The 23,496-nt window shown below is 72.1% G+C and carries 20 protein-coding genes and 1 pseudogene; 16 read left to right on the top strand and 5 right to left on the bottom strand.

Annotated elements, in window-relative coordinates:
* Window positions 1–234, top strand: a pseudogene (locus ACWC09_RS16745) (hypothetical protein); the annotation flags it as partial.
* 101 nt (window positions 235–335) lie between these two features.
* On the opposite strand, the gene ACWC09_RS16740 reads toward ACWC09_RS16745, so the two are convergent.
* Both ACWC09_RS16740 and ACWC09_RS16735 read right to left on the bottom strand, forming a co-directional pair.
* Complete coding sequence (locus ACWC09_RS16740; RefSeq protein WP_450851270.1) at window positions 336–1,181, bottom strand: SMP-30/gluconolactonase/LRE family protein; 846 nt, start codon at window positions 1,179–1,181, stop codon at window positions 336–338.
* Complete coding sequence (locus tag ACWC09_RS16735; RefSeq protein ID WP_450851269.1) at window positions 1,178–1,951, bottom strand: IclR family transcriptional regulator; 774 nt, start codon at window positions 1,949–1,951, stop codon at window positions 1,178–1,180. The genes ACWC09_RS16740 and ACWC09_RS16735 overlap by 4 nt, the downstream gene beginning before the upstream one ends.
* A 216-nt stretch (window positions 1,952–2,167) precedes the next feature.
* On the opposite strand from ACWC09_RS16735, the gene ACWC09_RS16730 reads away from it, so the two are divergent.
* Entirely contained in the window at window positions 2,168–3,235 is a 1,068-nt protein-coding gene (locus ACWC09_RS16730) for an NAD-dependent epimerase/dehydratase family protein (protein WP_450851268.1), read from the top strand.
* Window positions 3,236–3,268: 33 nt separating this feature from the next.
* Here ACWC09_RS16730 and ACWC09_RS16725 read toward each other — a convergent pair whose 3' ends face one another.
* On the bottom strand, window positions 3,269–4,510 hold the full coding sequence (locus tag ACWC09_RS16725) for a PucR family transcriptional regulator (protein ID WP_450851267.1): 1,242 nt from the start codon (window positions 4,508–4,510) through the stop codon (window positions 3,269–3,271).
* A 4-nt stretch (window positions 4,511–4,514) separates the two neighbouring features.
* The gene (locus ACWC09_RS16720; protein ID WP_450851266.1) at window positions 4,515–4,667 is read right to left on the bottom strand and encodes a hypothetical protein; all 153 of its coding nucleotides are present in this window, start codon (window positions 4,665–4,667) and stop codon (window positions 4,515–4,517) included.
* 165 nt (window positions 4,668–4,832) lie between these two features.
* On the opposite strand from ACWC09_RS16720, the gene ACWC09_RS16715 reads away from it, so the two are divergent.
* The 10 genes from ACWC09_RS16715 (at window position 4,833) to ACWC09_RS16670 (ending at window position 17,150) form a co-directional block, all read left to right on the top strand.
* Entirely contained in the window at window positions 4,833–5,819 is a 987-nt protein-coding gene (locus ACWC09_RS16715) for a DUF3068 domain-containing protein (protein ID WP_450851265.1), read from the top strand.
* Between the two features lie 194 nt (window positions 5,820–6,013).
* Complete coding sequence (locus ACWC09_RS16710) at window positions 6,014–7,165, top strand: glycosyltransferase family 4 protein (protein WP_450851264.1); 1,152 nt, start codon at window positions 6,014–6,016, stop codon at window positions 7,163–7,165.
* Window positions 7,162–7,896 carry a class I SAM-dependent methyltransferase gene (locus ACWC09_RS16705; RefSeq protein ID WP_450851263.1) on the top strand — a complete coding sequence of 245 codons (735 nt, stop codon included), beginning with the start codon at window positions 7,162–7,164 and terminating at the stop codon, window positions 7,894–7,896. The genes ACWC09_RS16710 and ACWC09_RS16705 overlap by 4 nt, the downstream gene beginning before the upstream one ends.
* A complete protein-coding gene (locus ACWC09_RS16700; RefSeq protein ID WP_450851262.1) occupies window positions 7,893–12,455 on the top strand; it encodes an alpha-(1->3)-arabinofuranosyltransferase domain-containing protein in 4,563 nt (1,520 codons plus the stop codon). Before ACWC09_RS16705 ends, ACWC09_RS16700 begins: the two co-directional genes overlap by 4 nt.
* Window positions 12,456–12,461: 6 nt before the next feature.
* Window positions 12,462–13,847, top strand: a complete 1,386-nt coding sequence (locus tag ACWC09_RS16695) for a condensation protein (RefSeq protein ID WP_450851261.1) — start codon at window positions 12,462–12,464, stop codon at window positions 13,845–13,847.
* Entirely contained in the window at window positions 13,844–14,581 is a 738-nt protein-coding gene (locus ACWC09_RS16690; protein ID WP_450851260.1) for a class I SAM-dependent methyltransferase, read from the top strand. The genes ACWC09_RS16695 and ACWC09_RS16690 overlap by 4 nt, the downstream gene beginning before the upstream one ends.
* A gap of 14 nt (window positions 14,582–14,595) precedes the next feature.
* The gene (locus ACWC09_RS16685) at window positions 14,596–15,519 is read left to right on the top strand and encodes a hypothetical protein (protein WP_450851276.1); all 924 of its coding nucleotides are present in this window, start codon (window positions 14,596–14,598) and stop codon (window positions 15,517–15,519) included.
* Window positions 15,516–15,740, top strand: a complete 225-nt coding sequence (locus tag ACWC09_RS16680) for a Trm112 family protein (protein ID WP_356342022.1) — start codon at window positions 15,516–15,518, stop codon at window positions 15,738–15,740. Before ACWC09_RS16685 ends, ACWC09_RS16680 begins: the two co-directional genes overlap by 4 nt.
* Window positions 15,737–16,585 carry an FkbM family methyltransferase gene (locus tag ACWC09_RS16675; RefSeq protein WP_450851259.1) on the top strand — a complete coding sequence of 283 codons (849 nt, stop codon included), beginning with the start codon at window positions 15,737–15,739 and terminating at the stop codon, window positions 16,583–16,585. The genes ACWC09_RS16680 and ACWC09_RS16675 overlap by 4 nt, the downstream gene beginning before the upstream one ends.
* On the top strand, window positions 16,551–17,150 hold the full coding sequence (locus ACWC09_RS16670) for a hypothetical protein (RefSeq protein ID WP_450851258.1): 600 nt from the start codon (window positions 16,551–16,553) through the stop codon (window positions 17,148–17,150). Before ACWC09_RS16675 ends, ACWC09_RS16670 begins: the two co-directional genes overlap by 35 nt.
* Before the next feature lie 31 nt (window positions 17,151–17,181).
* On the opposite strand, the gene ACWC09_RS16665 is transcribed toward ACWC09_RS16670, so the two are convergent.
* Window positions 17,182–18,054 carry an ATP-grasp domain-containing protein gene (locus ACWC09_RS16665; protein ID WP_450851257.1) on the bottom strand — a complete coding sequence of 291 codons (873 nt, stop codon included), beginning with the start codon at window positions 18,052–18,054 and terminating at the stop codon, window positions 17,182–17,184.
* Window positions 18,055–18,233: 179 nt separating this feature from the next.
* Here ACWC09_RS16665 and ACWC09_RS16660 point away from each other — a divergent pair, with 179 nt between their 5' ends.
* Genes ACWC09_RS16660 through ACWC09_RS16645 form a run of 4 tightly spaced genes read left to right on the top strand, consistent with a single transcriptional unit; the run spans window position 18,234 to window position 23,493 of the window.
* Window positions 18,234–19,295: a MerR family transcriptional regulator gene (locus tag ACWC09_RS16660; RefSeq protein ID WP_450851256.1), complete on the top strand. Its 1,062-nt coding sequence runs from the start codon at window positions 18,234–18,236 to the stop codon at window positions 19,293–19,295.
* Window positions 19,296–19,328: 33 nt separating this feature from the next.
* Window positions 19,329–20,414 (top strand): S1 RNA-binding domain-containing protein, encoded by a 1,086-nt coding sequence (locus tag ACWC09_RS16655; RefSeq protein ID WP_450851255.1) that lies wholly within the window; start codon window positions 19,329–19,331, stop codon window positions 20,412–20,414.
* A 42-nt stretch (window positions 20,415–20,456) separates the two neighbouring features.
* Complete coding sequence (locus ACWC09_RS16650; RefSeq protein WP_450851254.1) at window positions 20,457–21,911, top strand: acyl-CoA synthetase; 1,455 nt, start codon at window positions 20,457–20,459, stop codon at window positions 21,909–21,911.
* Window positions 21,904–23,493, top strand: coding sequence for a carboxyl transferase domain-containing protein (locus ACWC09_RS16645; protein ID WP_450851253.1), 1,590 nt, complete (start codon window positions 21,904–21,906; stop codon window positions 23,491–23,493). Before ACWC09_RS16650 ends, ACWC09_RS16645 begins: the two co-directional genes overlap by 8 nt.
* Window positions 23,494–23,496: the final 3 nt, after the last annotated feature.

The following is a 23,496-nucleotide window of genomic DNA, read 5'->3' as shown; positions in this document are numbered from 1 at the left end:
GTGGAGCGGTCGGGGGTGAAGGCCTCGGGCGTGGAGCGGTCGGGGGTGAAGGCCCCGGGCGTGGAGCGGTCGGGGGTGGAGGCCCCGGGCGTGGAGCGGTCGGGGGTGAAGGCCCCGGGCGTGGAGCGGTCGGGGGTGGAGGCCCCGGGCGTGGAGCGGTCCGGCGCGGAGGCGCCGGGCATGGAGCGGTCAGGCGTGGAGCGGTCAGGCGTGGAGCGGTCGGAGGCCGGCTGAACAGCCCGCCGTCGGGCACTCTCGGCCGCTCTCCCTCGGGCACTCCCCCTCAGCCGCCCTCCCCCCGGCGCCGGCGTCCCGTCCCTCAGCCCTCCGCTGCCTCAGCCCGCGAACGCCGGCTGTGGCAGTCCCTTCCCCGCGCCGGGGACGACCAGGAGGGAGCCCGCGATCGGGTGGGGTGCCGTGAGGCCCACCCGGGCCGTGGTGATGTACAGGTCCGTCAGGTCGGGGCCGCCGAAGGCGCAGGCGGTCACGCGGGGCGTGGGCAGTTGGAGCACGCGGTCCAGTTCGCCGTCGGGTGTGTAGCGACGTACCGCACCGCCGTCCCACAAGGCCACCCACACACAGCCGTCGGCGTCCACCGTCAGCCCGTCGGGGAAGCCGGCACCCTCCTCGATCTGCGCGAACCGGCGCCGGTCCACGGCCCGCCCGTCCTCGTGGCGGAAGACGTCGACCTGCCGCGTCGGCGAGTCGATGTAGTACATGAGCCGGCCGTCGGGGCTCCACCCGGTCCCGTTGCTCACCGCGACATCGTCGAGAACCGTCTCCACGGCCCCCTCCCCGGTGAACCGCGCGAGCGTGCCGCCACCCGGTGCCTCGTCGTAGCGCATGGTGCCGGCCCACAGCGAGCCGTCGGGGGCGACGGCGGCGTCGTTGGCGCGCCGCCCCGGCACGACCTCGTGGTGCAGCCAGCGGAAGGTGCCGTCGGGGTCGACGAGCCCGACCCCGTCCCGGAGGTTCAGGACCAGCCCGCCTCCGGCCCTGGGCTTCGCCGCGCCCACGTGCTGGTCGGTCACCCGGACCGTGCGACGGCCCGACACGGGGTCGTACGTGTACACGCGGGCGCCGAGGATGTCGATCCAGATCAGCCGCCCGGCGGCCGCGTCCCAGGTCGGGCCCTCGCCGAGGGTCGCCTCGGCGCGCACCGCCACCTCGTACGGCGTCATGCGACGGTCCGGTGGCCGAGGCGCTCCGACAGTTCCACGGCGCCCTTGGCGGCGAGCTGCTCCAGCTCGGCGCGGCGCTCGTCGCTCCAGCGGATCATGGGGACGGAGATGGAGAGCGCGGCGACGACCTGCCCGGTACGGTCCCGGACCGGCGCGGCGACACAGCTGACGTCCGGATTGGACTCCCGGCTCTCCACCGCCATCCCCCGCTGCCGGATCTGCGCGAGGGCCTCGCGCAGGGCGCCCGGCTCGGTGATGCTGTTGGGTGTCATCGCGACGAGCTCGGCGTCGTCCGGGATGCGCGCGCTGAGCTCCGGCTCCGGAAGGGAGGCCAGCAGCATCTTCCCGACGGACGTGCAGTGGGCGGGCAGCCGACGCCCCGCGGCGGACACCATCCGCACCGCGTGCGTCGAGTCCACCTTGGCGATGTAGATGACATCGGTGCCCTCGAGGATGGCCACATGAACGGTCTCGTCACAGGTCTCGGCCACGGACCGGGCGACCTGCTGCCCCTCGGCGGCGAGATCCAGCTGCTCGGCGTACCGGCTGCCGAGCTGGTACGGCCGTACACCCAGCCGGTAGCGTCCGGGCTGCCCCGGCACCTGGACGATGTACGACCGGGCGGCGAGCGTGGTCACCAGCTCGTGCACGGTGGTGCGCGGCAGCTGCAGCTTACGCACTATGTCGGGGGCGGAGAGCGTCCCGTCCCCGTCGAGGAAGAGCTCGAGAATGTCGAGAGCCCGGGTCACGGCAGGTACGAGGCGTCCCACGACCGGCCCCCTCCCTTGATTTTCACTAGGTGTCTGCGTTCGAAATTTCAACAGACGATCGGCATGACGAACACAGGTTAGGCGGAGCTGTTTGCCCGGGCAATGGTTCTGCGCAGACCACCTGATCCCGACGATCTATCTTCCCTTCTGGCCAGTACATGCCCGATCCTGATCCGGGAGCGGCCCCATGGCCGTCCTGACGTGATCGGAGCACTGGTGGGTGACATCAATGGAGGACCGGGCGAGGCACCCGTTCTGGTGACCGGCGGCAGTGGTTTCGTGGGCAGTCATCTGGTGCTGCGGCTCCTGGAGCGCGGCTATCACGTGCGTACCACCGTCCGCAGTACCACCGCCTCCCCCAAGGTCGCCCCCCTGCGCGCCATGCAGGACGACCACCCCGGTCGGCTGGAGCTCTTCGAGGCCGATCTGCTCGTCGACGGGTCCTTCGACGAGGCGATGAAGGGGTGCGAGGTCGTGTTCCATGTCGCCTCGCCGTTTCTGATGCCGGAGAAGATCAAGGACGGGCAGCGGGACATGGTCGAGCCCGCGTTGGCCGGGACGCGGAATGTCGTCGGGAGCATCGAGCGGACGCCGAGTGTGCGGAGGCTCGTGTTCACCTCGACCGTGGGGGCGGTCTTCGGGGACTACGTCGATGTGATGGACATGGAGGGGCGGGTGTTGAGCGAGGGGTACTTCAACACCACCAGTACCGTCGAGAACAACCCGTACCACTACGCCAAGACCGTTGCGGAGCAGGCCGCTTGGGAGGCCGAGCGGGCGCAGGAACGGTGGCGGATGGTCTCGGTGAATCCGGGGCTGGTGCTCGGGCCCTCCCTCACCCCGGCCTCCGAGTCCGGCAGCCTCTTCCTCCTCGAAGAGCTCTTCAAGGGGTACTTCTTCTACGGCGCCCCGGACTTCAGCTTCACCACCGTCGATGTGCGCGATCTCGCGGACGCGCACATCGCCGCCGCCGAGACGGCCGGCGCGCACGGGCGGTACATCCTGGCCGCCGAGACGATGTCCTCCTTCCACGACATGGCCCGGATCATCCGGACGCGGTATCCGAGAGACCTGAGGCTGCCCCGAACCCGCCTCCCCCACTGGCCCGTTCGCATCCTCGGCCCCGCCTTCGGTCTCACCCAGGACTACATCCGCAAGCACCTCGGCATCCGCTTCGAGGTCGACAACCGTCGCGGCATACGGGAGTTGGGGATCACCTACCGGCCCGTCGAGGAGACCCTCCTGGACCATTACGAGGCATGGCGGAAGCAGCGCAAGAAGTGACGGAAAGTCGACGCCGACGCCCAGGGCTGGGCTTCACTGACGTCCCGTCTCCCCCAACACCCCCCTCAACCGCTGTGCCCTGAGCACGAGTTCGAGCTCGAAGCGGCGGTCTGGGTCGTCGATCCCGTCGCCCCACAGTTCGCGGATCTGGCGGAGCCGGTAGCGGACCGTCTGGGGGTGGACGCCGAGCCTGGCGGCCACCTCCGGTGCTCCGCCCCGGGTCTCCAGCCAGGCCAGCAGCGTCTCCGCGAGCCGCCGCCCGTGTGTCGGACCGCAGTGCCCCAGGGGTGCCAGGCAGCGCAGGGCGAGGTCGTCGATCAACTCCTCGGGCTGCAGGAGGACCAGGGCCTCCGTGTGTTCCGTGCAGTACAGGACGTCCCCGGCGGGCAGCAGCCGCCGTTCCATCAGGCGTACGGCCGCCTCGGCCCAGCGCAGCGACTTCGCCGCGTCGGCGAGGGGGACGGGCGGTCCGATCGCGCCGGACCAACCGGTCAGCGCCCGGTGGAGGAGTTCGGGGCGGCCGGCGGCGTCCGGTTCGGGGACGACCATACGAGGCTGCTCGTACTCCATGTCGAGCAGGATGCCCTGTCCCACGGCCGGCGCGACCGCCTCCCGGGCCGGGCGGAGCAGCACGCCGACGGCGACCTTCCGGGGCAGCGGCCAGCCGACCCGGGCGGCCCGCTCGGTGAGCGCGTCGGCCGGGTCGCCCCGGTGATACTCCGCCAACAGCAGCTCCATCAGACGGCGTTGGAGACGCAGTCGCTCACCGGCCTGTCTCGCCGCCGCCTCCGCATAGCCCCGCACGGACTGGTCGACCAGGCCGTCCAGGTACTGGTAGCCCGCGTCGACCAGTTCGTACATCGCCGGTGGCGGGATGTCGACGCGCTGGCCGATGTCGGCGAAACGGCGCCAGGTCAGTCGTACGCCCATGCGGTAGATCGCCTGGAGCGAGTCGAGGCTCCGGCCGTTCAGACCCTCGCCGCGGCCGAACTCCTGGAAGACGCCCGGCGGAACGGTCGGCCGGCCCTCCGACTTCTCCAGGTGCTCGATGAAGACCTCCAGGGCGCGGCGGATGCCGATCAGGGCCATCGGCTCGCCCGACTCGTCGAGGACGAGAGGCAGTTGGGGGTACTCGCGCTTGATCTCGCGCAGGATCTCCTCGGCGAGCGCGGGAGCCTCCGCCATGGCGAGGGCGGCGAAGCGGCGGACCTGGAAGCGGGGGACGTCGTGCCACGCCGAGCGGGCGGTGACGGTCGGCGGGTGAGCGGGCGTCACGGAGTCAACTCCCTTGCCCGGCTTGCTCGTAGGTGATCAGCGGCGTGTCGGGCTGCGCGGGGGTCCGGTCGAGCAGCCCGACGATGCCGAGGGCGGCGCCCACGGCGAGGGCGGCGGCAGCCACGACGGTGAGTACGGCTGCGAGCAGTCTGGACATCGCAGGGTCAGCCTCTCTGTCCGGAGGTCGTCCCCACACCCCGGTGTCCCACCCCTGCTTGTCGGCCCAGTCTCGACAGGCATTGACACTTTCGTCAAGAGGAGCCTACGGTCTGCGGCCCATAGAACGGCCCGAACTCCGTCATCACGCCCCAGGAGTGTCCGGATGCGCCGTACAGCCTCCCCCCTTTCCCTGATCCTGCTGGGACTCGGCACGTTTCTGCTGGTCCTGGCGCCGATGCTGGTCTGGTACGTCGAGCCACGGGCCGCCGTGAACCCGATCAACATCGACACCACCGCCGTCTACCGTGGCACCGGTGCCTACTTCGACACGGACGAGCTGGACACCGTGTACAACAAGCGCATCACCGTCACCCAGCAGGTGCGCGGCAATGTCGCGGACAGCGAGAAGAGCGGGCGGGCGGTGTGGGACGTGACGACGACGGTCGACACGGACAAGTCGCTGCCGGCCGCCGATCCGCACGACGCGCTGGAGTTCTTCGTCAACCGCTGGGTGACGAACCGGCACACCAACCAGCCGGTGCACTGCTGCGGGGAGAACCCGTACTTCGAGGGCGACGCGTATCTGAAGTTCCCCTTCGACGTGCAGCGACGCTCCTACACCTGGTGGGACAACTCGCTGGACGACACGGTGGTGTTGCACTACGCGGGCACCAAGAAGATCCAGGGGTACACGGGTTACCGGTTCACCGGAACCGTCCCCCCGACCAAGATCGGAACACGGCTGGTTCCCGGCGCGCTCGTCGGCCAGAACAACACACCGCAGGTCCTGGCCGAGGAGTGGTACTCCAACCACGGCATCGAGCTGGTCGTCGACCAGCGCACCGGCCGGGTGATCTACGCCCAGGTCGGACCGCGCCGGACGCTGCGCGCCCCGGGGCACAAGTACGACGACGTGCTGCTTCTGGACAGCAAGAAACTGGGGTTCACCACTGCGACGCAGAAGGCCCAGGTGAAACTGGCGAAGAAGGAGAGCGGTCAACTGCGCATGGTGGGGCAGACGTTGCCGATAACCGCGGCTGTGGCCGGATTCGTACTGGCGGTAGTGGGTGGCGTTTTGGTGGTACGAGGGCGTAAGCGACCGGAACCGGAAGAAATGAGCGAGTTGCCCGAACCTCAACTCACGATGTGACATGACGTCAGTTCTAATAAAGCCGCAAATTGTCACCCAGGTGAGTAGCCGCGGCGAACGGCTGGGCGAAAACTGTCCACCCCCACCCCAGCACAACCCGTCCACATCCCACACCGACGAAGAGCTCAGTCCCCCCACAGCAAGTCCAGAAAGCCACCACTGAGTTCCGCACCCAGAGACGAGTTGGAGCACCCATGCCCCAGCACGTGCCGTCCCCGCTGCATGACGCCCACCCGTGGGCGCCGCAGCACCTCCAGGCGCTCCCCCCACAACCGCGCCGCATCGTTTTCCTCGCCCACCGGGACCTCGACAACCCGGCCGCCGGCGGCTCCGAGCTGCTGGTCGACCGCCTTGCCGAGGGGCTGACCGGCCTCGGTCACCAGGTGACGCTGATCTGCGGCGGCCCTGCCGCGTTCCGGGACTACCGGGTCGTGTCGGCCGGCGGCGAGTTCGCCCACTACCTGCGGGCCCGTTCCGCCTTCGCCCGCCAGGTCGGCGAGACCGATCTGCTGGTCGAGGTCTGCAACGGGATGCCGTATCTCGCGCCCCTCTGGCACCACGGCCCCACCCTGTGTCTGGTCAACCATGTCCACTCCGACCTGTGGAAGATGCGGTTCGGCGGAGCGCTGGCGCCGGCCGCGCGGATCGGGCGAAGACTCGAACAGTGGGCGCTGACCGGTGCGCAGCAGCGGAGCCTGCTGGTCGCCGTCTCCCCCTCGACGGCGCACGCCCTGCGGGCGATCGGTGTCGAACGGGACCGGATCCGTGTGGTCCACAACGGCGTCGAGGAGCCGGGGCCGCTGCTGCCCAAGGACTCCGAGCCGCTGTTCGTGGCCGTCGGAAGACTGGTCGAGTACAAACGGATCGATCTGCTGCTGAGACTCTGGGAGCGGGTGCGGCCGGTCACCGGCGGTCGGCTGGTGATCGTGGGCGACGGGCCGGAACGGGGCCGGTTGGAGCAACTGGCCGGTCCTGGCGTGGAGTTCGCGGGTCATGTGTCCGAGGCGGAGAAGCACCGGCTGCTGTGCGCTGCGTGGCTGTTGCTGCACCCGTCCGCGGTGGAGGGCTGGGGTCTGGTCGTGACCGAGGCTGCCACCCGTCAGACGCCGACGGTCGCGTTCGATGTGCCGGGGCTCAGGGATTCCGTCGTGGACGGGGAGACCGGGATGCTCGCGCAGGGAGAGTCCTCGTTCGCCGCCGCCTGGTGCACCCTGGCGCTGTCCGGTCATCGCCGCGAGGCGATGGGCAAGGCGGCCCGCGACCGTGCCGCCCGCTACCGCTGGCACCGGACCGTCAGACAGTTTCGCGCGGTAGCCGCCGAGGCGGTGAGGAGCTGGTCCCCATGACCAGTCTCAAGGACCCTTCGATACGCCGCTCCCTCGCCCTCTTCCGGGCCTTCCTCCATGAGCAGGACGATCCCGAATCCTGTTACGCGCTGCTCGCCCGTGACGCCGCCGACCAGGTCGAGGCCTACGGCGGTCCCGTCGCCGGTCGTACGGTCGTGGACGTCGGTGGGGGCAGTGGGTACTTCACCGAGGAGTTCCGGCGGCGGGGTGCGTATGCCTACCTCTTCGAGCCCGACATACGGGAGTTGGGGGAGAAGCCGCCCGAGGGGGCCGTGATCGCGGACGGGTATCTGCTGCCCCTGTCCGACGGGGTCGCCGATGTGACCTTCTCCTCCAATGTGCTGGAGCATGTCGACGATCCGCAGACGTTTCTCAGTGAGCTCGCCCGGGTCACCCGGCCCGGCGGGCTGATCTATGTGTCGTTCACCAACTGGCTGTCCCCCTGGGGCGGCCATGAGTGGGCCCCCTGGCACTACTTCGGTGCCGAACGGGCCCGCGCCCGCTACCGGCGCCGTACCGGTAAACCGGCCAAGCACACCCTCGGCGAGAACCTCTTCGCCGTGCACATCGGCGCCACCCTGCGGCAGGTCCGCGCCCGCGACGACGTGACGGTCGTCTCGGCGCGCTCCCGCTACTGGCCGTTCCTCGCCGAGACCGTCGTGAAGGCGCCCGGCATAAGGGAGTTGGCCACCTGGAACCTCCTCCTCATTCTCCGGCGGTGTCCCCCATGACGACCACGGTCCAGGCTCCTCCTCCGGCAGCCGTCCCCACCACCGCGGCCACCTCGGGCCCGCCCGAGGGCCCGCGGTCGCGGCGCTGGCTCGTGGGGTTCTGGGCCGTGGCGTTCGTCCTGTTCCTGGTGGTGCACCCGGGCCGGCAGACCTTCGACACCAAGCTGGGTGTGACGGTCGACCCGGGCGCGTTCCTCTCCGACCTGGGGCAGTTGTGGCACGACCAGGGCAGCTTCGGCGGGATCCAGGACCAGTACGCCGGCTATCTGTGGCCGATGCTGCCGTTCTACTGGCTGGCCCATGTCCTGCAGCTGCCGGTGTGGCTGGCCGAGCGGCTGTGGCTGTCGTTGATCGTGTCCGTCGCCTTCTGGGGTGCGCTGCGGCTGAGTGAGCGGCTCCGGATCGGGAGCGGCGGGGCGCGCTTGCTGGCCGGGGTCGCGTATGCGCTGTGGCCGGTGTTCACGATCGTCGTCGGGTCCACGTCCGCGGCGGCCCTGCCGGGTGCGTTTCTGCCGTGGGTACTGCTCCCGTTGGTCGACGAGCGGTACAGCGCCAGGGTCGCCGCCCTGCGCTCGGCGCTCGTCGTGCCGTTCATGGGCGGAGTCAACGGGGCGTCAACTCTCGCCTCACTGCTGCCGGTTGGGCTGTACCTGTTGTCCCGCCCGCCCGGTCCACGGCAGCGCAAGCTGATCGCCTGGTGGGTGCCGGGCGTGATCGTGGCGACGGCCTGGTGGTGGATACCGCTGCTGATGCTCGGCGTCTACGGCGAGAACTTCCTTCCGTACGTGGAGACGTCGCAGACCACGACGGCCACCATGTCGGCGACCGAGGCACTGCGCGGGTCCGGCAACTGGGTCGCCTATCTGCACTTCGGGCAGGCCTGGCTGCCGGCCGGCTGGACGGTCGCCGCGTCGGTGATCGTGATCGTCTGCTCGGCCCTGGCCGCCGGGCTGGGGCTCGCCGGGCTGGCGAGACGTGACATGCCCGAGCGGCGGTGGCTGGTGCTGACCGTCGTCTCGTGTGCGCTGGTACTGCTCGCCGGGTACGGCGGTGCGTTCGGCGCGCCCTTCCACGGGGTCGTACAGGACTGGCTGAACGGCGGCCTTGTCCCCTTCCGCAACATCTACAAGTTCCAGACCGGGCTTGCTCTGGCCCTGGTGCTGGGCCTCGCCCATCTGGTGGGGGTGGCCACCGAGCCGCGCGGCGCACGTCCGGTGCGCGGGCGCCGGTTCGCCCCGCTGATCGCGGCGGTGCTGATCCTGCCGGGGCTGATGTGGCCGTATCTCAACGGCTCGATCCTCAACCCGGGCTCCTTCCAGGAGCTCCCCAAGTACTGGAAGACCACGGCCAGTTGGCTGGAGAAGTACTCCCCCGACTCCCGCGCCCTGGTCGTCCCGGCCACCGCGCACGGCATCTACAGCTGGGGCTCTCCCATCGACCAGCCCCTCGACGTCCTCGCCAAGTCCCGCTGGGCACAACGCGACTACGTCCCCTTCGGCACCCCCGGGAACCGGCGCGCGATGGACGCCGTGGAGGACGCGCTGACGTCGGGGGGCCAAGTCCCGGGACTCGCCGACTACTTGAGCCGGGCCGGCATCTACTACGTCGTCGTACGCAACGACCTCGACCCGGACCAGATCGGCTCGGTGCCGACCACGACCGTGAAGCGGACGCTGCAGCAGTCGGGCTATACCCGGGTGACGGGCTTCGGGCCGGTCATGACCGGTGGCGTCATCGCGCATGACGCGCCCCTCCAGGTGGAGGGGCTGTATCCGCGTCAGCGGGCGGTCGAGATCTACCAGCCGTCCGACACGAGCGTGCCGCGTCCGGGGCAGGCGCATCTGCTGCCCGTCTCCGACACGGCCGTCGTCTCCGGCGGCCCCGAGGCCCTGTTGCCGCTCGCCTCCGAGCTGCGCGGCCGGGCCACCGTCCTCACCGGCGACAACACTCCCGGCCTCGGCACCCCGGCCCTCCAGGTCGTCGGCGACGGCCTGCGCCGCGCGGACACCCGGTTCGGGCTGGTGAGCGCCAACACGTCCTACACGTACACGAGTTCGGAGCGGAACGCGCCGGACGCCGTGCAGGACGCGGGCAAGCGACCGCACCAGATCCTCCCCGCCAAGGGCCTCGCCCACCAGACGGTCGCCCAACTGCGCGGCGCCCGCTCGGTGACGGCCTCCTCCAGCGGCAACTGGCTCTTCTACCTCCCGCAGTACGACCCGGTGAACGCCTTCGACGGCAACCCGGACACCGCGTGGGCCGAGGGCGCGCCCGGTTCGGCGGACGGGCAGTGGCTGCGGATCGGGTTCAGCGGCACGTACGACATGCCGTCGTCCTTCAAGGTGACCCCGCTGCCGCAGCAGAGCGTGCGGTCGGCGGCGACGAAGGTGCGGGTGCAGACGGAGAAGGGGACCAGGACGAGCTTCCTGCGCCCCAACGGTCAGACGCAGACCATCAAGGCCGTTGCGGGCGAGACCAGTTGGATGAAGCTGACGATCGTCGACTCGGTGCAGCGGCACTCGGGGCTGACGGGTGCCGGGTTCTCCGAGATCAGCCTCCCGCACCTCCAGGTGACCCGCCTGCTGCGGCTCCCCACGGACGCGGACGACGCCACCGACGCCGACGCCACCCAGATCTCCCTGCACCGCACCCCCGACCCCACCGGCCTCTCCGCGACCGGCACGGAAGCGGGCCTGCACCGCCGCTTCACCACGGCCACGGCGGGGACGTACGAAGTGAAGGCGAACGCGGTGCCGGTGAGCGGCGAGGAACTCGACAAGCTGCTCTACCAGGTCGCCCCCGACCAGCAGAAGCGCCTCGTCGCGACGGCTGATTCCACCGCGTCCCTGGGCGCGGACCTGTCGGCGCGCAACCTCACCGACGGCGATCTGACGACGGCGTGGATCGCGGGCGACCGCCCGACCATCCATCTCTCCTGGACCGGCAAACAGCCCATCGGCGAAGTGGTGTTGGCCCCGGCGGGCGGTCTGTCGACCCGCGCGACCCAGGTCGACATCAGCTCCCCGGACGGCTCGACGATCGCCGGCGTGGACGAGAACGGCGTGGTCCGCTTCGACCCCATCACCACGGACCACCTCGACATCACGATCACCCAGACGGCCCCGATGACCCTCCACAACCCGGTCGCCGACGAGGACCTGCAACTCCCCGTGGGACTGAACGAGGTGTACATACCGGCCCTCGACCAGTACCGCACCCCTCAGCCGAAGTCCTCGCGCGCCTTCTCGCTGCCGTGCGGGCAGGGGCCGGACGTGGCGGTGGACGGGAAGCTGTACCAGACGAGCGTGAAGGGGACGGTCGGAGACCTGGTGGAGCGCCGACGGGTTGACGTGACGCTATGTCAGCAAGGGCGCTCGGACGCCGAGTTGGAGCTGACGGCGGGCGCCCACCGGGTCGAGGCGGGCGACGCGGGCCCGCTCACCCTGACCGATGTGACGCTGACGCGCGGCACGGTCACCGAGCCCACCGCCGAGACCCGTCAACTGACCATACGGGACTGGCTGGGCGACCGCCGCGAGGTGTCGGTCGGCTCGGGAGCGGCCACTTACCTGACGACGTACGAGAACTACAACGACGGCTGGAAGGCCACCCTGGGCGGCAAGGAGCTGACCCCGGTCCGGCTCGACGGCTGGCAGCAGGGCTGGCAGATCCCGGCCGGTTCCGGCGGCACGGTCAAGCTGTCGTACGAGCCGTCGACGACCTACAAGGGCGGGCTGATCGGCGGTGCGGTGGGACTCGCGGCACTGGTCGGCCTGGCCGTGTGGCGCCGGCGCGAACCGAACCCCGACGCGCCGCAGCCGGTGCCGCCGTTGCCGGGGCTGTGGCTGGGCGCGGTGGTGCTGACGGCGGTGGGGATCGTGATAGCCGGTTGGTTCGCGCTGCTCGTCCCGGCGCTGGCCCTGCTGGCGTACCGGCGGCACGCACTCCTCGTACCGCTCGCGTTCGTCGCCCTCCTCGGGGCGGGGATCGCGGCGACGACGGGCGCCGGAGATCCGGTGGGCGCGGGCCGTGGAGCGTTCGGGCATACGGCCCAACTCCTGGCGCTGGTCGGCCTGTTCGCAGGAGTGGTGAGCGTGCGGGAATCGGACGAGGGGCCGGGTCGCACGGCACTGCTCCCACCGGTGAGCGGGCCCGGCCCATGGTCCGGGGACACCTCCGAGACACCCACACGACCGTTGCCGCAGCGGCGGCGGGGGGAGAGCGGGCCGGGGGCGGAGGCCGAAGGGCGCGCTTCCGACGGGAAGACCGGGCCAGGGGCCTCCGAGGGCCTTGCGGGCGGCGGGACTTCCGAAGGACAAGGCGGGGGACCGGTGCCCGGACCCGCCACCGAAGCCGGCGCCCCGGCGGCTCCCCGCCCCGGCTCCGGAAGCGCCGGCCCGACGGCCCGCCCCGAGGCCGGCCCCACCGTCTCCGCACGCGGACCCGGTGCCCCCGAGCCCGATCCGCCCACCGCGCGTTTCCCGCTCCGCAAACCCAGGCTCCGGCCGACCCCGCCCGAGGCGGCGCAGGCGCCGGACGACGACACGGGGAGGGGATGACCCCGCATGACCGCACTCGAACACCCCGCACGCGCCGACGGACCGCCGCGCCCGCCCGCCCGCATCCCGTTCCCGGTGGTGGACGAGGTGTCGCGGCACTGCCTCCAGGAGGAGGAACCGGAGACGGTCCACATCGAGGTCCATCTGCCGGGCCGCCTGGACCGGGAACGCCTGCGTTCGGCCTTCACGGAAGCCCTGCGGCGCCACCCCCGCATCCTGATGCGCGAGGCCCCCGGCGGCTGGTACCGACGCCGCTACGAGTGGGAGCTGACGGCGGAGCCGGACGTGGAGGTGGTGGCCTTCCTGCCGGCGGGCCGGTGCGCGCTGCGGGACGCACGGACGCGCGCCCTGACCACGGCTCCACCGCTGACGCTCTCGCCGCCCATCAGGCTGGAGGTGGTGGAGGGGGCGGGCCCGGTGGAGGGAAGCGAGGCGACGGATGCCGTCGGTGTGCCCGTTCGACGAGACGACTCCCCGCTCCGGCAACCCGAAGGAACCGTCCTCTTCCTGACCATCAACCACACCGCCCTGGACGGCCCCGCCTGCCTCCGCATCCTCGCGACCGCCGCCGAGATCTACGGAGGCAAGGACAACTCCCCCGCCGCACCCCCCGTACGGACGACGGAAGCCCCCCAGGACCCCCTCGACACTCCTTCCAACTGGTCCCCACCCGCCCGAGTCGCCCCCGGCACCCCCGAACCCTCCCCCGGCAACGGCATGCTCGTCACCGAACTCCCCCTCCCCCACCGCCCCAAGGGCTCCCCCTACACCGTGAACGACCAGCTCATGGTCACCACGGCCCTGACCCTCATCCACTGGAACAGAGAACACGGCGCCCACCCCCGCCCCCTCCGCATCACCATGCCCGTGGACGACCGCCCCCGAGACGCCACCATGCCGATGGGCAACGGCACCCGGCTGGTCGAAGTTCCCTTCGCGCCAGAGGAGTTGGAGGCGCATGGACCCTCCGACATGCCCGCCCTCCTGCACCGCACGGCCACCCGCACCCGCGCCCTCAAGTCCCTCCCCCGCCCCCAACTCGGCCACGGCGCCGCTCTCCTGACCGCCCCGGTCACCCCGGTCGCCTGGCGGGCCGCCCTCACCCGAGGCCTGCGCAGAGCCGCCGCGCCCTGGACCTCCACCACCCTCCTCAGCAACATCGGCCGCATCCCCTACCCGCTGGACTTCGGCGAGGGGGCCGGCCGCGCCCACGCCGTCTGGTTCTCGGCGCCTGCCCGGATGCCCCGTGGCCTCACCGTCACCACCGCCTCCACCGCCGGCCGCCTCCACCTCGCCCTGCGCTGGTCCCGCGCCCTGCTCAGCCACGGCGACGGTGCCCACCTCAGGGACCTGTTCGAGCACTATCTGCACTCCACGGAGGTGACCCCGTGACGACGGCCCCCGTGAAACCTCCCGAACTGCGCGACTTCTACGAGGACCCGTCCGTCCCCGTCGCCTCCGGCACCCCCCGCAGCCTCCGCCAGGCCCGCATGCTGGCCGCCGCACTGGACGCCGACGACCAGAAGGCGCCCCAGGTCATCCTCGACATCGGCTGCGGCGACGGCTCGGCCGCCGCGACCGCCCGCCCCCTCCTCCCCGGCCATCGCGTCATCGGCGTCGACTGGTCCCAGGACGCCCTCAAACGCGCCCGCGCCCGTCTGACGTACACGATCCGCGGCGAACTCACCGGCGGCGGGCTCCCGTTCAGGTCCGGCTCCGCGGACGCCGTGCTGTTCAGCGAGGTCGTCGAGCACCTCGTCGACCCGGACGCCGCCCTCGACGAGATCCGCCGCGTGTTGCGCCCGGGAGGCCATCTGATGCTCTCCACACCGAACCTGGCCGCCTGGTACAACCGCGGGCTGCTGCTGGCCGGGGTACAGCCGGTGTTCTCGGAGGTGAGCCTGCGCGCCATCCACGGCCGCCCCGGCAAGGAGGTCGTAGGGCATCTGCGGCTCTACACCGCGCGTGCGCTGCGGGAGTTCGTCGCCGCGTCCGGATTCGAGGTCGTACGGCTGGCCGGGGCCCCCTTCCACGGCGTACCGCGCCCCCTCCGCCCACTCGACCGGCTGGCCTGTGCCAGACCGTCCCTCGCGTCGATCCTGCTGCTGCACGCGCGAAGGACCTAGCCATGGGGTGGGGAGTGGCCGCGGCCCTGTTGGCGAACACCCTGTACAGCCTCGGTTTCGTCCTGGAGAAACGGGCGCTCACCTCGCTGCCGGAGGTGACGATCCGCAAGCCCGCCCGTCTGCTGCGGCTGGTGCTCGGCAGCCCCCTGTGGATCGGTGGCTCCCTCGCCCTGGCCTCCGGGTTCGGCGCCCAGCTCGTCGTCTACCGCACCCTGCCGATCGCCGCCGCCCAGGGCATCTTCGTCTCCGGCCTGGTGCTGCTCGTGCTGCTCTCCGCCCGGCTGCTGGGCGAGGAGACGACCGGCCGGGAGCGGTACGCGCTGGGGGCGATCCTCGCCGCGCTGCTGATGGTCGTCCTGTCGCTGAAGGAGGCCGGCACGAACGCGGACACCGTCAGCCGCGGCGCCCCCTACCAGCTGATCCTCCTGGTGTGCGTGCCCTCGCTGGCGGCCGGTGTATGGCTCTACGGCGCCGCCGAACGCCGCTCCCGACACCGGCACCGGGCGCCGACCACCGGCGTGGAGTACGGCGTGGCGGTGGGCCTGCTGTACGGCGTCAGCTCGCTGGCGATCAAGGGGGTTTCGAGCTACCTGACCACAAGTGGGCTGGCCCACGCGGTGGTTGACGTACTGAAGTCGCCGTACCCCTATCTCCTGCTCTTCACCGGCGCGTTCGGCCTCGTCATGTCGCAGGCCGCGCTGCAGCGGTGCCGGGCCTCGCTGATCGTGCCGGTGTGCACGACGGTGACCTGTCTGTACACGGCGGTGATCGGCACGCTCTCGTTCGGCGAGGCGCTGCCGCACGACCCGCTGCGCCTCGCGCTGCGTCTCGCCGGCACCGCGCTCGCCGTCTCCGTGCTGCTGGCCATGCCCAAGCACGACCCCGCCCCCGCACCACCACAACCCCCCATCGGTGCCAAGGAGTTGACGCCGCCATGAACCCCGACGACCCACTGCTGCAGATCCTCGCGTGCCCCCTCGACAAGGGTCCGCTGCACCTCGTCAAGCCGGACGGACCCAAGGCACCGGAGGCCCTGTACAACCCGCGCCTGCACCGCCGTTACCCGATCGTCGACGGCATCCCGCAGCTGCTGCCGTCCTCCGGGGAGCAGGTGTCGGACGACGAACACGAGGCGCTGCTGAAGCGGATGGCCCAGTGAGGTCCACGACTCCGCCCCGCACCCTCGCCGCCCGCCTCGCGCCACTCCTCCCCACCCGTCTGGTCGCCGCCGTCGCCCGGGCCGTCTACCCGCGCTTCGAACCGGAGTTGGCGCGGCTGGCGGAGCTGTGTCCGGACGAGTGCGGGACGGCGGTGGACGTCGGCGGCTGGTACGGCCCGTGGACGCGGCGGCTGTCGAAGCGGGCGCGCCAAGTGGTGACCGTGGAACCGGTCCCGCACCTCGCCCGCCTCCTGACCGCCGCCGCCCCGCCGAACGTCCGTGTCGTCCAGGCCGCCGCCGCGGACCACCCGGGCATCGCCCGCCTCTGGCTGCCGCCGGACGACGCGGGCGACCGGGGCGTGTCCTCGCTGGTCCGCCGGGACATCCACGGACAGGCGCTGGACGTCCGATGCGTCACCCTCGACGAACTCGGGCTGCGGGACGTCGGTTTCCTCAAGATTGACGTGGACGGCAGCGAGCTGGCCGTGCTGCGCGGCGCGACCTGCCTGCTGGCGCGCGACCGCCCCGCGCTCTTCGTCGAACTGGAGTCCCGTATCCAGCCGATCGCGCCGGTCGTCACCTACCTCGCGCTCCTCGGCTACGACGGCTGGGTGCTGCCCGGCCGCTCCTGGGTGCCGCTGGCGAAGTTCCCGCTGGAGGAGCACCAGGCCGCCGCCGAGCACGTGGTCTCCCAGGGCCTGCTGGGCCGGATCCTGCCCTTCCGCGACCACCCGCGCTACGTCAACTCGGTCCTCTTCCTGCCCGACGGCCGCCGACCCGGCAATGCCGGCCGGCGGAGCCGGAGGGACCATGGGAGCCATGTCCTCCGTCAAGCGCCCCGGTAGCCCGTTCACCCCGCTCGACTTCCAGCTCGTCCTGCTGCGCCGTATGGCCGACCACAACCCGGACCTGGTGGAGGACGCCCGGCACGCACTGGGCGTCTCCATCGCCGACATGAGAGAGGCCAACAAGCGGTGGCAGGGGATGCTGCACTCACCGCGCGCGCGTGCGGCCGCCTCCCGCTACCGCTCGATCCTCGGCGAGCCCGAGTCGGTCGTCACCCGCAGGGTCGGCGACCTGGACTGCGAGGCCCGGCTCTGGCCCGTCCCCCTCTGGCCGGACCTGCGCTTCGAGGTACTGCTCGCGCCGAACGGCGCCGTCTGGAACGAGTGGCTGGTCCGCGCCCCGGGCGTCGCGGGCCCCGACCTCAAGACCCTCGACGACCTCACCCCTTGGTCCTGCACGGTCGACGAGGCGGCCCACGCCTTCGCCCCCGCCCGCCCCCTGGAGGGCACCGCTCCGACCCGCTGGGGTCTGGCGTTCACGGCGCCGGACGGGGAGGGCGTGCGCAGGGATGTGGCGGCGGAGTTCACGTGGGGGCTGCTGCAGCGGGTCGCGGTGGGCGGCTGAAGGAGGTCGGCGGAGCGGGCGAGGTGGTCCGTCAGCGCCCCGCCGCCGCCAGGATCGCGTCCCGCACCCCCGCCACCGACTCCGCGTGCAGGAACAGGAACAGATTCGGCTCGACCAGCTCCAGCTCCATGACCACCGGCCGACCGTCCTCCCCGTCGACGAGGTCCACGCGTGCGTACAGCAGCTCGGGTGCGTCCGGTACGGCGGCCAGGGCGCGCTCGGCGACGGCGAGCTCGGCCGGGGTCGGGGTCCAGGGCTCCAGGTCCGGGTGGGCGACCTTGTCCGCGTCGAAGGCCGTACCGGGGGCGAGGACGGCCCGCTTGCGGCTGGCGTGCAGCAGGCGCCCGCCGAAGAACTGCAGCGCCCGCTCGCCGGCCGCGTCGATGCCGCGCATGTACGGCTGCACCATCGCGGTCAGCCCCTCGTCATGCATGCGCGCGAGATGCCGTACGGCCGCTTCCCGCTCGTCCGCCCGATAGCGCGCGGCGTACCGCGCTCCGGCTCCGGAGGTCGGCTTGACGACGTACTCGCCTTCGTCCGGAAGGTCGGGCGCGTCGCCGGGCACGAGATACCGGGTGGGCACGACGGGCACACCGGCCGCCGCCAGCTCCCCCAGATACCGCTTGTCGGTGTTCCACCGCACGACCTCCACCGGGTTCGCCAGCCGCGTCCGCGTGGCGCACTTGTGCGCCCAGGCCAGGAACTCGGCCGTCCGCCAGCTGTAGTCCCAGGTCGACCGGATGACGGCGAGGTCGTACGCACCCCAGTCGGCCTCGGCGTCGTCCCAGCACACGGCGTCCGCCTCGGCCCCGGCCGCGCGCAGGGCGTCCAGCAGGACGGGCAGGTCGCGGTCCTTGCTGGGCCGGGGCCGGGGGTCGTAGGTGACGAGGGCGACGCGGGGCACGGCGGGGCTCCGTTCTGCTGATCGGCGATCTGCCGGGTGAGGTCTGCCGAGGGTGAACCGACCGCAGGCTAACCAGCCGACCCGCAACCGTCGCAACTCGATTGACCTTCCCCTTCGGTGAAGCCCCAGCATCGACGGCAGGAACCGGAAGAGGTGCACACGCCCATGGAGGCACGGACATGCGCATGCTGACGATCGGCGCCTTCGCCAAGGCCTCCCGGCTGTCCCCGAAGGCCCTGCGGCTCTACGACGAGCTGGACCTGCTGCGTCCCGCCCGCGTCGACCCGGACACCGGCTACCGCTACTACGCGCTCGCCCAGCTGGAGCGGGCGCGGCTGGTGGCGTGGCTGCGGCGGCTGGGGATGCCGCTGGCCCGTATCCGCGAGGTGTGCGCTCTGGACTCGGCGGCCGCGGCCGCGGAGATCCGCGCGTACTGGGCGGGGGTCGAGGCGGAGACGGCGGTACGGCGGGACCTCGCCGGGTTCCTGATCGAGCACCTGTCGAGCGAGTCCCGCCCCACCCGGAAGGACACCACGATGCTGGAACTGCGTTACTTCGCCCACTCGGACCGCGGCCTGGTCCGCCCCGCCAATCAGGACACGGCGTACGCGGGCACCCGGCTGCTCGCGGTCGCCGACGGCTTCGGACCGGCGGGCGCGCCGGCGAGCAGCGCGGCGGTGGAGGCCCTGCGCTTCCTGGACAGCGACGAGCTGCCGGCCGGAGACGTCCTCAACCTCCTCCAGGACGCGGTGCAGGGCGCCACGGACGCGGTCCGCGACGCGACGGACGGCACCGACGAGAACGGCACGACGCTGACGGCCCTGCTGTGGACGGGCTCCCGTCTGGCCCTGGTCCATGTGGGCGACTCCCGTGCCTACCTGCTCCGGAACGGCGGCCTCTTCCGTATCACCCACGACCACACCGTGGTCCAGTCGATGATCGACGAGGGTCGGCTGACCCCGGAGGAGGCGACGTCCCACCCCCAGCGCACCCTGCTCCTGAAGTGCCTCGGCACCACCGCCCCCGACCTGCGCCTGCATGACGCGTCCCCCGGCGACCGCTACCTCGTCTGCTCCGACGGCCTGTCCTCCGTGGTCCCTGAGGCCCGCATCCGGGACCTCCTGGGCACGCCGGGCAGCCCCGACGAGACGGTCCTCGCCCTGGTCGCGGAGGCGAACACGGCGGGCGGGCCGGACAACGTGAGCTGTGTGGTGGCGGACGTGGTGGAGGCCGCGGCCTGACCAACTCCCTTGTCCGTACGGCAGGATCGCCCCATGTCGATCTCCGGAACGGACGCGTACGCCGACGAACCCGACCTCCCCCCGCTGGTCGAGCAAGCCCTCACCGCCGCCCGCACCCACGGATTCCCCTACTCGTGCCGCCCGGAACAGGGCCGCCTGCTGCGGGCCCTGGCGGGCGGCGCGCGGGAGACGATCGGGGAGACGGGGACGGGCTGCGGGGTGGGCCTGGCGTGGCTGGCTTCCGGGGCCCGGGAGGGGGTACGCCTGCTCAGCGTCGAGCGGGATCCGGAGCGCGCCCGGATCGCCGCCGAGGTCTTCGCCGACCGTCCCGAGGTGCGGGTCCTCACCGGCGACTGGCACCGGATCGCAGCCCACGCCCCGTACGACCTCCTCGTCCTGGACGGCGGCGGCACGGGCAAGACCCCGGACGACACCCCCGCCGACCCGGCCCGCCTCCTCACCCCGGGCGGCAGAATCGTCATCGACGACTTCACCCCGTCCACCGACGATCCGCCCCTGCACGAGGGCGCAGTGGACCGGCCCCGCCTGCACTGGCTCCGCCACCCCGCCCTGAACACCGTCGAGATCCCCATCGCCGCCGACCTCGCCACCCTCGTCGGCACGCGGCGCCGGACGGCGGGGACCGGGACCACCTGGCGAGGGTTCACGTACGGCCAGGTCGTACGGGGCGTCGTCACCGCCATCGAGTCCTTCGGCGTGTTCGTGGACATCGACGGCACCGAGGGCTTCATCACCGCTCCCGAGCTCGCCCGGCGCCCGTACGGCTCCTTCCACGACGTGGTGGCGGTCGGCCAGGAGATCACCGCCGAGGTGCTCGCCTTCGAACTGCCCCGGCAGCAGGTCCGACTGTCCATGGCGGCCCTGGCACCCGACCCGTTGGTGGAGTTCGCCCGGCAGGGCCCGGGCCGCGTGGTGCGGGGGACCGTCACCAAGGTGGTCCCCTTCGGCGTGTTCGTCCGCGTCTCCGACGACGTCGAGGGCCTCGTCCACCGGGACCTGCTCAGCGGCGAGGTCCTGCCGGAGGTCGGCACACCGCTGGCTGTCAGGGTGACGGAGATCAATCTGCAGCAGCGGCGTGTTTGGCTCGTTCCGGTGTAGGAACGATGGTGTCGTCGTCCCCGGCCGCAAGGAGTGCGTCGCGTGTCCTCTCTGTTTCCCGCCCTGTCGGACGAGCCGAACGAGCGAGTCGCCCTGCGCTTCGGTGCGCGATCGTTGACGTACGGGCAGCTCGCGGCGGTGGCCGGTGCGCTCGGGGAGCGCGTCCGGGGGGCCGGCCGGGTCGCCGTATGGGCCACTCCCGCGCTGGAGACCGCCGTCGCCGTGGTCGCGGCACTGGAGGCGGGCGTGCCCGCGGTGCCGCTGAACCCGAAGTCGGGCGAGAAGGAGCTCGGGCACATCCTGTCCGACAGTGCGCCCACGGTGGTGCTGGCCGCACCGGGGGATGAACTTCCCCTGTCCGTGGGGGACTTGGAGCGCGTCGATGTGGAGGTGAGCGGCACCGGAAGTCCCGCACCCGCCCCTGCCCCCTCCGTCACCGACGAGGACCCCGCCCTCGTCGTCTACACCTCCGGCACCACCGGCCCGCCCAAGGGCGCCGTCATCCCCCGCCGGGCCATCGCCGCCACCCTCGACGCCCTCGCCGACGCCTGGCAGTGGACCGGCGACGACGTGCTCGTGCACGGGCTGCCGCTGTTCCATGTGCACGGACTGGTGCTGGGCATGCTCGGCCCGCTCCGGCGCGGCGGCTCCGTCCGGCACCTGGGCAGGTTCAGCACCGAGGGCGTGGCGCGCGAGCTGAGCAGCGGCGCGACCATGCTGTTCGGCGTGCCGACGATGTACCACCGCATCGCCCAATCGCTCCCCGAGGACCCGGAGTTGGCGAAGGCGCTGGGCCGGGCGCGGCTGCTGGTCTCCGGTTCCGCCGCCCTCCCCGTCCACGACCACGAGCGCATCACGGCCGCGACCGGACAGCGCGTCATCGAGCGGTACGGCATGACGGAGACGCTGATGAACACCAGTGTGCGGGCCGACGGCGAGCCACGGGCCGGGACGGTGGGCGTGCCGCTGCCCGGGGTGGAGCTGCGGCTGGTAGAGGAGGACGGGTCGCCCCTCGCCTCGTACGACTCCGAGACCGTCGGCGAGATCCAGGTGCGCGGACCGAATCTCTTCACCGGTTACCTGAACCGCCCCGACGCGACCGAGGCCGCCTTCACGGCCGACGGCTGGTTCCGCACCGGTGACATGGCGGTGCGGGAGGCCGACGGGTATGTGCGGATCGTCGGCCGCAAGGCCACCGACCTGATCAAGAGCGGGGGTTACAAGATCGGAGCCGGTGAGATCGAGAACGCCCTGCTGGAGCATCCGGGGGTACGGGAGGCGGCGGTCACCGGCGAGCCGGACCCGGACCTCGGCGAGCGGATCGTGGCGTGGGTGGTGCCGGCCGACCCCCAATCCCCGCCGTCCGCACAGGAGTTGGCGGACCATGTGGCGGCCCGTCTCGCCCCGCACAAGCGCCCCCGCGTCGTCCACCACCTGGACGCCCTGCCCCGCAACGACATGGGGAAGATCATGAAGCGGGCCCTGAACCGTGACTGAACGCCTCTCCGCGCGCGAGTTCCTGAGCCTGGTCACGGACACCGACTCCTTCGCCGAACTCCCGTGCCCCTCGCGGGACTCCGAGCCCGACGGCCCCCTCGCCTGGCAGGGTTACGACGCCTCGCGCGCCCGCGCCGCCGAACGCACCGGCGAGCGGGAGTCCGTGATCTGCGGCACCGCGACCGTGACGGGCACGCAAGCCGTCCTGCTCGCCTTCGAGTTCGGCTTCCTGGGCGGTTCCCTCGGCGAACGCACCGGCGACCGCCTGGAGTCGGCGTACTCATACGCCCGTGAACACCGGCTCCCGATCGTCCCGTTGGTCGCGACGGGCGGCAGCCGTATGCAGGAGGGCATGCTCGCCCTGACCCAACTCCAGCGCGTGGCCCACCAGTCGACGCTCACGAGGGAGGCGGGCCTCCCCCAGATCGCGGTCCTGCGGGACCCGACGACGGGCGGCGGCTGGGCCACGCTGGGCGCGGGCGCCGACGTGATCCTCGCGCTGCCGGGTGCCCAGGTGGGCTTCGCGGGGTCGCGGGTGCGGCCGGCGGACGCCGACCCGACGGCGTACACGGCGGAAGCGCAGGTGGCGGCGGGGGCGGCGGACGCGGTGGTGCCGGAGGGGGAGCTGCGGGATGTGCTGGGGCTGTGGCTGCGTCTGCTGGCGGGCGGGGCGGGGACGGCCCAGCCCGCGGACAGCCGCGCGGACGCGGCCGCGGATCGTCGACCCGACGCGACCGCGGGCAGTCGACCCGACACGACCGCGGGCAGTCGACCCGACACGACCGCGGGCAGTCGTCCCAACGTGGCTGCGAGCAGCCATGCCAACGTAGCCGCGGGCAGTCGTGCCACTGGGGCGGCTGACGACCCAACGAGAGCGGCACCCCGTCGGCGTGGGCAAGCGACGCCTCCCCCGGGCCCCGACGCCGTTCAGCCCGCTCCCGTCCCGCCTGCCTTGGGCACCCCCGACCTCCCCTCCACCGGCTGGCAAGCCGTCCGTCAGGCCCGCTCCCCCGAACGCCCCCGCGCCCACGCCTACCTGGACGCCTACTTCACCCACCGCGTCCCCCTCAGCGGCGACCGCTGCGGCGGCACCGACCCCGGCATGCTGTGCGGGTTCGGCGACCATCACGGCCGTACCGTCGCGTACGCCGCCCAGACCGGCACCGCCACCCGCCCCGCCGGCTACCGCACCGCCGCCCGGTTGATCCGGCTCGCGGAGCGGCTCGGCATCCCCGTGCTGACCTTGGTGGACACCCCGGGCGCCGCCAATGACGCGGAGGCCGAGCGGCAGGGCGCGGGGGCCGCGATCGCGGAGCTGTTCGGCGCGGTGGCCGGCGCTCGTACACCGGTCACGACTCTGGTGATCGGCGAGGGCGGCTCCGGCGGCGCGCTCGCGCTGGCCGCACCCGGCCGCACCTGGGCGACCCCGGACAGCTACTTCTCGGTGATCGCCCCGGAACTCGCGGCCGCGATCCTCAAACGCCCGCCCGACCAGGTGGAGACGACCGCCGACCACCTGCGCATCCGTCCCCAGGACTTGGTGGAGCTGGGGGTGATCCGGGGAGTCGTCGGCCGCGGGTGAGAC

Source organism: Streptomyces sp. NPDC001617 (assembly GCF_053596855.1).
Note: the sequence above shows the minus strand (reverse complement) of the source record. Positions and strands in the feature narration are given on the sequence as shown.